General features: G+C 36.0%; 8 protein-coding genes. 7 read left to right on the top strand and 1 reads right to left on the bottom strand.

Going from position 1 to position 13,304, the window contains the following annotated elements:
- Positions 1-71 precede the first annotated feature (71 nt).
- The 6 genes from DFQ05_RS11875 to DFQ05_RS11900 all read left to right on the top strand — a co-directional run bounded on the left by DFQ05_RS11875 (position 72) and on the right by DFQ05_RS11900 (position 11,683).
- A complete protein-coding gene (locus DFQ05_RS11875) occupies positions 72-1,010 on the top strand; it encodes an alpha/beta hydrolase (RefSeq protein WP_132705712.1) in 939 nt (312 codons plus the stop codon).
- A gap of 48 nt (positions 1,011-1,058) precedes the next feature.
- A complete protein-coding gene (locus DFQ05_RS11880; protein WP_132705713.1) occupies positions 1,059-3,491 on the top strand; it encodes a TIM-barrel domain-containing protein in 2,433 nt (810 codons plus the stop codon).
- Between the two features lie 7 nt (positions 3,492-3,498).
- On the top strand, positions 3,499-5,394 hold the full coding sequence (locus DFQ05_RS11885; RefSeq protein ID WP_132705627.1) for an alpha-amylase family glycosyl hydrolase: 1,896 nt from the start codon (positions 3,499-3,501) through the stop codon (positions 5,392-5,394).
- Between the two features lie 4 nt (positions 5,395-5,398).
- A complete protein-coding gene (locus DFQ05_RS11890) occupies positions 5,399-7,078 on the top strand; it encodes an alpha-amylase family glycosyl hydrolase (protein ID WP_132705628.1) in 1,680 nt (559 codons plus the stop codon).
- Positions 7,079-7,080: 2 nt separating this feature from the next.
- Positions 7,081-9,207, top strand: coding sequence for a glycoside hydrolase family 97 protein (locus tag DFQ05_RS11895; RefSeq protein WP_132705629.1), 2,127 nt, complete (start codon positions 7,081-7,083; stop codon positions 9,205-9,207).
- Between the two features lie 97 nt (positions 9,208-9,304).
- A complete protein-coding gene (locus DFQ05_RS11900; protein ID WP_132705630.1) occupies positions 9,305-11,683 on the top strand; it encodes a GAF domain-containing protein in 2,379 nt (792 codons plus the stop codon).
- 1 nt (position 11,684) lies between these two features.
- Here the strand turns inward: DFQ05_RS11900 and DFQ05_RS11905 are convergent, their stop codons facing one another.
- Positions 11,685-12,881: a Pycsar system effector family protein gene (locus tag DFQ05_RS11905; RefSeq protein WP_132705631.1), complete on the bottom strand. Its 1,197-nt coding sequence runs from the start codon at positions 12,879-12,881 to the stop codon at positions 11,685-11,687.
- Positions 12,882-13,018: 137 nt separating this feature from the next.
- Here DFQ05_RS11905 and DFQ05_RS11910 point away from each other — a divergent pair, with 137 nt between their 5' ends.
- Positions 13,019-13,300: a DUF427 domain-containing protein gene (locus DFQ05_RS11910; RefSeq protein WP_132705632.1), complete on the top strand. Its 282-nt coding sequence runs from the start codon at positions 13,019-13,021 to the stop codon at positions 13,298-13,300.
- Positions 13,301-13,304: the final 4 nt, after the last annotated feature.

Genomic DNA, 13,304 nt, shown 5'->3' on the forward strand with positions numbered 1-13,304 from the left:
GCGTCATGCTAAACTGTCACACTGAGCGCAGTCGAAGTGTTGTTTCAGCATCACATAATTTAGAACAAAATATGAAATACATCATCTACATTTTTACGTTTCTATTTTTTGCGATAAGTGTTAATGCACAAGAAAGCTTAGAATTTAAAAAACTCGAAAACGCAGTTTTAGCTGGCGGTACTTTACTTCGTGTTGAAGCATTTCCTTCAGAAAATATAAAGCCAAGGCCAGTTGACGTTTGGTTGCCAGAAAACTATACTGCGGATAAAAAATATGCCGTGCTTTATATGCACGATGGGCAAAATTTATTTGATGCCACCACCACTTGGAACAAGCAAGAATGGATGGTAGACGAATGGGCAACAAAATTGATGAATAGTGGCGAAGTTAAAGATTTTATTGTAGTAGGTGTTCACAACATTCCGCAAATACGTTGGCAAGATTTATACCCAGAAAAAGCTATGAATTTTATGCCAACTAAGGTTAGAGATTCATTAATAACTATAGCAAAGGAAAGTAACTTTAATGTCAATTTTAAGGGCGATGAGTATTTAAGTTTTCTCGTTGATGAACTAAAGCCAGTAATAGATAATCAGTTTTCTGTACTGAGCGATAAAGAAAACACATTTGTTGCAGGCTCTAGTATGGGCGGCTTAATGTCTATGTATGCAATATCAGAATATCCAGATGTTTTTGGCGGTGCTGGGTGTTTGTCAACGCATTGGCCAGGCGCAATGCCATCACCAAATAATCCGCATCCTGTAGCCATTTTTGATTATATGAAAAAAAATCTACCAGAAGCAGGAACGCATAAGTTGTATTTCGATTATGGTAACAAAACCTTAGACCAATATTATCCGAAGTATGCGCCAAATGTAGATGAGATTTTAAAGGAAAAAGGGTACACAGATAACGATTCTAAAAATTTGTTTTTTGAAGGTACAAACCACTCAGAGCAGTCTTGGAATCAACGTTTAAACCAACCATTAGTATTCCTATTAGGGAAGTAATTTAATTTTTTTGTCATGCTGAATTTAATTCAGCATCTCATCGTTCTTATGAAGAAATCAATATATACACTTTTAGCGCTTTTACTATTCCACTTTGTAAGTGCCCAAAACCCAAACCGAGTTTACCAATCACATAACGAAGAAAACGATGTATTTTCTGTGGTAACAAATGATGGCGAATACCAGTTTCGATTCTATTCTCAAACTATTATTGAAACGACATTTATACCGAGTGGAGAAAATCAGAATCTAAACTCTCATGCTGTGGTTTTAAAGCCGCAAAATATTGATGCAAAATACAAGTATGTTGGTAACGTCATTTCATATTCGAGTAAATCGCTCTCAGTAAATGTAACAACCGAACCATTTCAGGTTTCCTATTCTTATCAAGGTAAACCAATCATCTCCGAAAAAAGAGGTTATTACAAAAGCGCTCACCAACCCATGGAAATGGTCAAAGGCAACATCATCGCCGATGAAACGGAAAAAATAGAATTTAATCTTACGCCAGACGAAGTGTTGTACGGTGGCGGCGCTCGAGCTTTAGGTATGAATCGTCGAGGACATCGTTTACCACTTTTCAACAGAGCACATTACGGCTACGAAACCGAATCTAAATTGATGAATTTCACCATGCCTATTGTAGCATCATCTAATCAATACATGATTCATTTCGATAACGCACCAATTGGCTATCTAGATTTAGACAGCAAAAAGGATAATACACTAACTTACGAAACGGTTTCTGGACGTAAAACTTATCAAATCATAGCTGGAAATTCTTGGTACGACATCATCGAAAACTACACCAACTTAACAGGTAAGCAGCCCATGCTTCCACGTTGGGCTTTAGGGAATTTTTCAAGCCGATTTGGTTATCATTCCCAAAAAGAGGTCGAAGCAACTATAGCCAAGTTTAAAGAAGAGAAAATTCCTGTAGATGCTATAATCTTAGATTTGTATTGGTTTGGTAAGGACATAAAAGGCACAATGGGTAATTTGGAAGTATTTAGAGATTCCTTCCCAGATTTTGAAGGCATGGTAGCGCGACTTAAAACTAAAGGCGTAAAAACCATTCCTATTACAGAGCCTTTTGTATTAACCACATCCAAAAAATGGGACGAAGCTGTACAGAAAGATATTTTAGCAAAAGACTCCATTGGTAATCCTGCGCGTTACGATTTTTACTTTGGCAATACAGGCATCATCGATATTTACAAACCAGAGGGCGAGGCTTGGTTTTGGGATATTTATAAAGGTTTGGCTGATAAAGGTGTTTCAGGTGTTTGGGGTGATTTAGGCGAACCAGAAGCACATCCAAACTGGGTACAACATCATACGGGTTCGGCTGCAGAAGTTCATAATATTTATGGTCACGATTGGGCTAGATTGGTCTATGAAGGTTATAAAAGAGATTTCCCTAACCAGCGGCCATTCATTTTAATGCGTGCGGGATATTCGGGTTCACAACGCTACGGCATTGTGCCTTGGTCTGGCGATGTTAATCGTACTTGGGGTGGATTGCAAAGTCAACCCGAAATTGCCTTACAAATGGGACTACAAGGTCTAGCTTATATGCACAGCGATTTAGGTGGTTTTGCAGGAGCAAACTTAGACGACGAGCTATATGCGCGTTGGTTACAATACGGCGTTTTTCAACCAATTTTTAGACCTCATGCACAAGAAGATGTGCCTAGTGAGCCAATTTACAGAAGCGAAAAAGTAAGGCGTTTAGCCTCTTTTGCCATAGAAATCCGCTATAGATTATTGCCTTACAATTATCATTTAATGGCTTTAAATCATATTGAAGGGACACCGTTAATGCGGCCGCTGTTCTTCGAAGAGCCAGAGAATATAGAGTTATACACATACTCCAAAACCTATTTATGGGGACAAGATATTTTGGTGTCTCCTGTTTTGGAAGCAGGACTAAAAACGCAAGAGGTTTATTTTCCAAAAACTGCTAATTGGTTTAATATAGAAACTGATGAAATTATTGAAGGCGGACAAACCAAAGCCATAGAGTTACATCCTGCATATATCCCAACTTATGTGCGTGCTGGTTCTTTTATACCATTAGCTAAGACCATGCAATCTACGGAAGACTATGATGTTAATACGTTTCAACTTCAGTATTATCATGACGCATCTGTAAAAGAATCAGAACGTGAGTTTTATTTCGATGATGGAAAAACAGCAAATGCAATTGAGAAAGGAATGTATGAACTTTTAGAATTTGAAGCTGAGCAAAAAGGGGCTTGGCTAAACATCGAATTTGAAGCTGAGATAGGAGACAATTATAATTCAGAAGCAAAACAGATTTCGCTAACAGTTCACAATATTCAGAAACAACCAAAGCGAATTAAAATTGATGGCAAAAAGCTTGAAGGTAAATATAATTCAGAATACAAAACCTTAACATTAGATGTTGTTTGGGATACGTCGAAAGAAAAAGAAATTAGAATAAAGTTGAATAAATAATTCAAGAATGAAAAAACTAAAAGTTATTATAGCTACTATAGTTTTAATAGGTTTTTACAGCTGTAAAAATGAAACTGAAGAGGCATCTCAGACAAAAACTAATGTTGAAGATATCAAAACAAATATGAAGAAAAAAGAAGTCGTTTATCAAGTTTTTACAAGACTTTTTGGAAATACAAACACTACAAACAAGCCATGGGGAACTATTGAGGAAAATGGCGTTGGGAAGTTTAACGATTTTACCGAAAAGGCATTAAAAGAGATTAAGGATTTAGGCGTCACTCATATTTGGTATACAGGCGTGCCGCATCATGATGTCATTACCGATTACACTAAATATGGCATTTCTAACGACGACCCAGATATTGTAAAAGGTCGAGCAGGTTCACCTTATGCCGTTAAAGATTATTACAATGTTAATCCAGATTTGGCAGTAGATGTTAACAACCGCTTGCAAGAGTTTGAAGCCTTAATTGAAAGAACACACAAAGCGGGACTTAAGGTTATCATAGATATTGTTCCTAATCATGTTGCACGAAACTATAAAAGTATTACAAATCCAGATGCTTCAACAGATTTCGGAGCTGAAGATGATACATCCGTTGCGTATCATGTTAACAACAACTTTTATTACAATCCTGGTGAAGCATTTAAAGTACCCGAGTGGAAAAATGGGTATCAACCTTTAGGAGGTGAAAATCATCCAATGGCAGATGGTAAGTTTGAAGAAGTGCCTGCAAAATGGACAGGTAATGGTTCTAGGGCATCACAGCCAGATATGTACGATTGGTACGAAACGGTGAAGGTTAATTACGGTGTTTCGCCAGATGGAAAAAAGGATTTTGATGAATTGCCAGAAGGTTATGATAATGAAGGCTACAGAATACATTTTGAATTTTGGAGTAATAAAAATGTGCCGCATTCTTGGATAAAATTCAAAGATATTGCGTTGTATTGGACCGCTAAAGGTGTTGATGGTTTCCGATTTGATATGGCAGAAATGGTGCCCGTTGAGTTTTGGAGTTATATGAACTCAGCTATTAAAATGAAAAATCCCAATGCCTTTTTATTGGCAGAAGTTTACAATCCAAGTTTATATCGTGATTATATCAAAAAAGGAAAGATGGACTATTTGTACGATAAAGTTCAATTGTATGACACTTTGAAACACGTTATGCAAGGGCATGGAAAGACAGATAATATTCCACCAATTTTCGAGGACTTATCAGATATTGAGCATCACATGCTTCATTTTTTAGAAAACCATGACGAGCAACGTATTGCGAGCCCAGATTTTGCCGGCAATGCTGAAAAAGGAAAGCCTGCTATGGTGGTTTCTGCAACAGCAACAACAGCGCCTACGATGGTTTATTTTGGTCAAGAATTTGGAGAGCCAGGCGCAGAAGATTTAGGTTTTGGCGACCCAACCCGAACTTCAATTTTCGATTATGGAAGCGTTCCAAGTCTAGTGCGTTGGGTAAATGATAAAAATTTTGACGGCGGACAATCTACAAAAGAGGAGTTAGAGTTACGAGATTTCTACAAAAGGCTACTCAACTTTACGATTAATAGCTCAGCGCTAATGGGCGAGTATTACGATATTCATTTGTATAACCGGCAGAATACTGAGTGGTATAATGACAAGGTGTTGAGTTTTGTGCGTTGGTCCGATGAAGAAAAACTGATTATTGTCTCAAATTTTAATGATGAAAACACCTATGGTTTTGACTTGCAATTACCAGAAGATTTAATTTCAAAATTAAAATTAACTGATGGTTTGTATGAAGTAGAAGACCAATTGTACGGTAATTATGCTTCAAAATTAAAAGTCGAAAACGGAAAGGCTTCAGTACGCATAGATATTAAGCCTTTAGAATCGTTTGTATTAAAAATTAAACAGTAAACAGATGAAAAAATTAATCCTGGTTATAGTTGCCATTACAGCATTTAGTTGCAATAATTCAAAAACAGAAGCAAATAAATCTGAAACTTCAACAGCAAAATCTGAGACAGAAACAGTAAGTGAAAATGTGTTTCCTTGGGAAGCAGCTAACATCTATTTTCTGTTAACCGACCGTTTTAATAACGCTGATACGTCTAACGATTTAATGTACGGAAGACAAGATGATGCCGCGGTTTTACGCGGATATAAAGGTGGCGACTTAAAAGGTGTTACTCAAAAAATTAACGAAGGCTATTTTACAGACTTGGGTATTAATGCCATTTGGATGACACCGATTGTAGAGCAAATTCACGGCAGCACAGATGAAGGTACCGGAAAAAGTTATGGCTTTCATGGGTATTGGACAAAAGACTGGACGGCTATCGATGCTAATTTAGGAACGCGAGAAGATTTAAAAGCATTGGTGGATGCTGCGCATAGCAAAGGTATCCGCGTTGTATTAGATGCTGTAATTAATCACACTGGACCAGTCACCGAAAAAGACCCTGTTTGGCCAAGCGATTGGGTGCGTACAGAGCCGCAATGCCAATACACAAATTACGAAAATACCACATCGTGTACGCTCGTTAAAAATCTTCCAGACATAAGAACTGATAGTAACGAAAATGTAGAATTACCACCACAACTTGTAGCTAAATGGAAAGCCGAAGGGCGCTATGAGCAAGAGGTAAAAGAACTTGATGCCTTTTTTGAGCGCACAGGTCATCCACGTGCGCCGCGTTTTTACATCATGAAATGGTTAACGGATTACATTACCGATTTTGGAATTGATGGTTACCGTTGTGATACTGTAAAACATACGGAGCCTTATGTGTGGCAAGAATTCAAAACCGAGTGTGATTATGCATTTGCACAATACAAGACTAATAATCCTGATAAGGTTTTAGATGATACAAACTTTTATTTGGTAGGCGAAATTTATAACTACGGGATTAGTGGCGGAAAACTATTCGATTTTGGAGATAAAAAAGTGAACTTTTACGACGATAAGTTTTCGAGTCAAATAAATTTTGAATTTAAATGGAACGCCAAACAAATGCCTGCAAATGACGTATTTAAAAAGTATGATGATATCCTTCAAAATGAATTAAAAGGGTACAGTGTACTCAATTACATGTCATCTCATGACGACGGACAACCATTTGATAAAACTCGCGAAAAACCATACGAAACAGCAACCTTACTTTTCTTAACGCCAGGCGCGTCACAAGTGTACTATGGTGATGAAATTGCCAGAGAGCTTGTTGTTGATGGCGCCACAGGAGATGCCAATTTACGCTCGTTAATGGATTGGGATAAAGCAACAAATAATCCTGAAACTCAAAAGATTTTAACCCATTGGCAAAAGTTAGGGCAGTTTACAGCAACACACCCAGCGGTTGGTGCAGGGAAGCATCAATTAATATCTGATGATAACGGATTGATTTTCTCTCGTGTAAGACATGATGATAAAATTATAGCAGGAATTAACCTTTCTAAAGGTAACAAATCAATTAAAGTGTCTTCGATATTTGAAGACGGTACTAATTTGAAAGATTTTTATTCGGGTAAAGAGATGAAAGTTGAAAACGGCGCTGTTACTGTAGATTCCCCATTCGATATCGTATTATTAGAAGAGAAATAACGATGAAACTACAAGCCTTTTCCATAGCATTAATTGCTTTATTGTGTTTCTCCTGTAATTTGAGAAATGATAATTCAGCAAAATTAAAAGTTGAATCACCAAATGGTAAAATAGCTGTTCAGCTTGAATTAGATAAACTAGGGCAACCATTTTATCAAGTACAATTCAATAATAAAAAAGTTGTAGATACGTCTTATTTAGGATTTGAATTTGTAGATGCAGAACCATTAAAAGGTAATCTAAAAGTCATTAGCGCTAAGGTGAATAGCTTCAATGAAACATGGGAAATGCCATGGGGCGAACAAGGAAAAGTTGAGAATAATTACAGATATCTTACGATTCAACTTGAAGAAACTGTAGCACCAAACCGAAAAATCGGATTAACCTTTAAAGTTTACGATGACGGTATTGGCTTTAGATACGAGTTTCCAGAACAAGACGGTTGGGATGAAGTTTTAATTAAAGAGGAAGAAACTCAATTCAATCTTACAGAAGACTACACAACATTTTGGATTCCTGGCGATTGGGATATTTACGAGCACTTATACAGTACAACAAAATTATCAGAAATTGATGCGCCTCAATACGCAGAGCATGTCAATTTAGCTCAAACATATATCCCAGAAAATGCCGTAAATACGCCTGTAACACTGGTAGGCAAAGATGGTGTGCATTTAAGCTTTCATGAGGCAGCTTTGGTGGATTACTCTGGTATGACTCTAAAAGTTGACACAGAGAATTTAAGTTTAAAAAGCCACCTAGTTGGCTCTGAAAATACAGATTACAAAGTAAAACGACAATTGCCCTTCAATACACCTTGGCGTACTATTCAAATTACAGATAATGCACCAAATCTAATAGCGTCTAAACTCATTGTTAACCTTAATGAGCCAAATAAGTTAGGTGATGTTTCTTGGTTTAAACCTATGAAATATACAGGTGTTTGGTGGGAAATGCATCTTGGTAAATCGTCTTGGGATTACGGCATGGAAATGGTTGATGGCCAATGGACAGATACAGGAAAAGCACATGGACGCCATGGCGCAACAACAGAAAATGTAAAGCGTTTTATAGATTTTTCTGCCAAGAATAATATTGGTGGTGTTTTAGTCGAAGGTTGGAATACAGGTTGGGAACGTTGGATTGGTTTTGATGACCGCGAAGGTGTTTTCGATTTTGTAACACCTTATCCAGACTATGATTTGGATGAGGTTACCAGATATGCTAAGGAAAAAGGCGTTGAGATTATAATGCATCACGAAACTTCTGCGGCAACTGAAACCTACGAAAAACAACAAGATACGGCATATGCGCTTATGCAGAAATACGGAATGCACGCTGTTAAATCGGGTTATGTTGGTAAGATTCTACCAAAAGGCGAATACCATCACGGACAATACATGGTCAACCAATATAATAATGCGGCAATTAAAGCAGCAAAATATGAAGTTGCCGTAAACGCGCATGAGCCTATAAAAGCTACAGGACTTCGCAGAACCTACCCGAATATAATTTCTAGAGAAGGTTTGCGAGGTCAAGAGTTTAATGCTTGGGCAGAAGATGGTGGTAATCCGCCAGAGCATTTGCCAATTGTTGCATTCACTAGGATGTTAGCTGGGCCAATAGATTTTACACCTGGTATTTTCAATATTAAATTCAACGAGTATAAGACTCAAAATCAAGTTAATACAACTCTAGCTCAGCAATTAGCGTTGTATGTTGTGATTTATAGTCCAATACAAATGGCTGCAGATTTGGTTGAGCATTACGAAGCAAATCCAGAGCCACTTCAATTTATAAAAGATGTTGGTGTAGATTGGAGCGACACCAAGGTTTTAAATGGTGTTGTTGGCGATTATGTGACGATAGCTCGAAAAGAAAAAAACACTGGTAATTGGTTTGTTGGTGGCATTACAGACGAAAATGCTAGGGATATTGATATAGATTTTAGTTTTTTAGATAAAAACGAAGATTACGACGTTCGTATTTATAAAGATGGGGCTAATGCACACTGGGATAAAAACCCATTAGATATCAAAATTGAAAAACTAAAAATCGACTCAACTTCAACTTTAAAAATTCATCTCGCAGAAGGTGGCGGTTTTGCAATCTCTTTAATTAAAAAATAATTATCTAAATCTCGTAACAAATTGAAACTAAGATAGTCTTAGTATAAACGACTATTTTAATTATTCGTAACTTTGCGCTTAGAAATTATTTACGGTTTTGGATATAAACGAACATATAGAATCGCCTTTTGTGATTAAAATTAGCTTCGAGAAGCTACTTGATCAGTACAAAACGCTTATCAATGCAGATAATGATTTTATTGCTGCCAACGCAAAGCGCGTACTTAAAATTGCAGAGAAAAACCCAGTATTAAGAGATGGTTTTAGCGATATTACTTATTTCAAAACCTATGAAACTGAGATTGAAGGAATTTTACAAGACGCTTTTAGTCCACTTCTTACGCACAATGAAATAAAAACGGCAACTGTCCCTTTTCAGGATATTATTTTTAACGCGTCAGAGCGTTTTAAGTCTATTTTAGCAACGGCAGGTAAAGATTTTGATTTAAAAATCAAAAACATGCCCGAAGACCAGACTTACATTATTGCCTGTACTATAATTCTTAATTTTTGCTACGGATATAACATCAATTTTAAGCGACCGTTTCTTTACGAAATCCCTGATGAAAAAGGAGTTATGCGCTATTATAAGATATTGTACAATGGCGATTTTATAAATATAGTTCCTAAGCCAGAGGCACCAAAGATTACTCAAGACGATTTTGAAGAACTCCTAGATAATTTTGAAAATATCGAATTATGGAAATCTAAATTCCCTCCAAATAGTTACGAATTTAAGGGTTTTATAATATCTAATATGTTCGATGTTACGGACGACCAATCCATTTCGAACATAAAATCTTCACTTATTGGAGAAGATAAGCGAAAAAACGAAGGTTTTATGGAAGAATTTCATGAAGTCTTTAGATCATTACTCGGTTTAAAAAATATTAAAGTAGGTTTCTCTATTTACAATAAAGACGAGGATACGTTCGAGCGAGTTTATGGCGCAGGAATGACCAGCTATTTACTCAACGATTTAGAAGCAAAACAATGTACCGATGCGTTATGTAAATGGTCTTACAGTAGATTATTAAAAGAAAATAAATACTTCTCTATTTCTGATGTAGAAAAAGCATATGCCAAAGGCCAATCCTGTGCTCCGCATATAAAAGTGCTTCAAAAGCAAGGGATTAAAAGCGCCATTTTTGCGCCGATAGCCAATGACGAAGGTCTTATGGGTATTTTAGAAATTGTTTCAGAAAAACCCAAAGTTCTTAACAGTATTAACGCTAACAAGTTAATAGATGTAATGCCGTTTATAGTATCGGCTGTAGAACGAAGCAAGAAAGAGGAAGAAAATTTAATTGAGGCTATAATTCAGAAAGAATGTACCTCTATACATTCTAGTGTTCACTGGCGTTTTGTAAAAGAGGCTAGAAATTTCATTAAAGATCAACTAAATGGAATAGAGCCTAATTTTAGTCAAATAGCATTTAACGATGTCTATCCGCTTTATGGACAAATAGATATCAAAGGGTCATCACAAGCTAGGAATTCTGCTACTCAAAAAGATTTAACACTTCAGCTTAATAAAATCAAAGCGTTAATTCAAACAGCCTCAGATTTAGATAATTTACCGGTGTACGAGCAGTATATTTATCAGATTGGACGATTTTTAGACGACTTAAATACAAATTTCCAAGTAGATAGCGAACAACGTATATCGCGATTTATAAAAGAAGACATAAAACCAATTCTTAAGCACCTTCAAACAAAAGATAGCCTGAGTGAGCTTGTGGACGATTATTATAAGTCTATCGATAAGCAAACAAATACAATCTATCACTACAGGAAGAATTACGATGATGCTATTTCTATGATTAATAGAGAAATGGCATCGCTTCTAGACCAAAAACAAATTGAAGCACAAAAAATGTATCCACATTATTTTGAGCGTTACAAGACAGATGGTGTAGAGCATAATATGTACATTGGAGAGTCTATTACTAAAGAAAATAGTTTTAATCCTATTTACCTTTATAATCTAAGGTTGTGGCAACTCCAGATTATGTGTGAAATGGAGAACACCTATTATCAGATGCAAACACGTTCTAAGTTTCCAATACATCTAGATGTGGCCTCTATGATATTAGTATTTAGTCAACCATTGTCTATAAGCTTTAGAATGGACGAAAAGCAATTTGATGTAGATGGTACTTATAATGCCCGATACGAAATTGTAAAGAAACGTGTGGACAAAGCTTTTATAAAAGGCACTAACGAGCGCGTTACTCAAAAAGGAAAGATAACCATCGTTTATTCGCAAAAAGATGATGAACGTGAGTATCTAAGATATATAAGATTCTTACAGTCCAAAAATTATTTAGATACTGATGTTGAAATTGTAGAGTTAGAAGATTTACAAGCTGTCACAGGTTTAAAAGCCATACGTGTTAGTGTCCTGTATCACAAGAGTGATAACGATAAGTCATATTATACATACGACGATTTAATGAAGGAAATTAACGCTTAATCTAAGCGACTTCTGCAATCGAAAATGACACAGCAAAAGCAATAACACTGATTACTAAACCCACAATAAATACAGTGTAAGTCGTTCGTAAAAGATTGTATTTTCGGTTAAGAACAAGCCCTAGGAAATATAAATCTTTAGTCAGTGAACCGTAGAGGTATTCTTTGTCTTTCATCATTTCTTGCATAGCCCATTCGAATTCATCGAGTTTCATTTGATGAAAATTTCCAAAGAATAAGAGATTAACCTTTCTGTCAGCAACATCTTCTTTAGTAAACTTTCCTTTGGTTACATTTGGCCGCGTCGCCATAACCGAAAGGATTATAGAAGCAACTGTAGATATCATAAAGATAAGTGTTGGGTAAATTAGATAGGTATTCGATGGATTATCTAATTTAGGCAGCAAGTTAGAAATTGCTACAGATATAATAATAGCATTCACAGAGAGTAAAATATTGGCTTTGGTATCTGCAATATCACTTAAAGTAATATGATTTCTAAGCGCCACTCTAAACATCGTTTCAATACCTCTGTCTGGTAATTCTAGTTTTTCTTGCTTAAACTTAAGCTCTGCTTTTTTCTGTTTTAGCTTTTCTGTTCTAGACTTAATCTTGTTTTGACTCTGAATAAGCTTAGCCAAATTTTTACCTTTTCGGCTTTCCCATTTGCTTGTAGCAATAGCTGTATAAAACGTATGATTACTTAAAAATTTAATGTTTTCTTCTAACCATTCAGATTTCGAAAATTTTTTGTTCGAAGTAAGCTCCCACTCTTTTCGCAACAAGGATGCATAGTTTGCATAATTCTTACTTGATATATGGGCGGAGTCAGCATCTCTAATTAAGCCTTCTAGTTCATTTTTAGGCTCATAACTCATTTCCGTAGCCATAATAATAGCAGCTACTCCATCAATATTTTCTTGTGAAACATCTTTCGATACTAAAAATTTTGTAGCAATTTTTACGCTCTCTTTTTCATGATTTTTTATCTGTTTCGTAAAGCCAACATCGTGAAACCAAGCCGCAATTCTTAGCTGTAATTTTTCATTTTCAGAAAGCTTACTGTCTTCTATAAGTTCTTCAACTTTACTAACTACACGTTGCGTATGTGCTAAATTATGATAGACAAAATTAGGGTCAAGATGGTCGTTTAAATAGTGTGTAACAAAGCTTTCAGCATCTTTAATAAGTGTCTCCATAAAAATAAATTATACACGAATTTAAGAATTATTTGTGAGCAAAAAATGTGGTATTATCATAACTTTAGATTTGGTGCTATTTTGAAAGGTTTTGAGGAGTAAATCGACCAAGTAAGTATCATTAATTTTAGAGTGAAATGAAAGCAATTTGGAATAACACAATAATAGCCGAAAGCGAGGATACTGTTGTCATAGAAGGCAACCATTATTTTCCGCACGAAAGTATAAAGTCAGAATATTTTAAGCCAAGCAATACACATACAATTTGTCCTTGGAAAGGTACGGCGTCTTACTACACTTTAAATGTAGAAGGAAGCGAAAATAAAGATGCGGCATGGTACTATCCAGAAGTTTCAGAGCTGGCAAAAGGTATTAAAAATAGGGTAGCATTTTGGCGAGGTGTTACAATTGAGAAATAACTTG

Origin of the sequence: Winogradskyella wandonensis (genome assembly GCF_004346845.1) — a bacterium.
In the GTDB taxonomy this organism is placed as follows: Bacteria; Bacteroidota; Bacteroidia; order Flavobacteriales; family Flavobacteriaceae; genus Winogradskyella; species Winogradskyella wandonensis.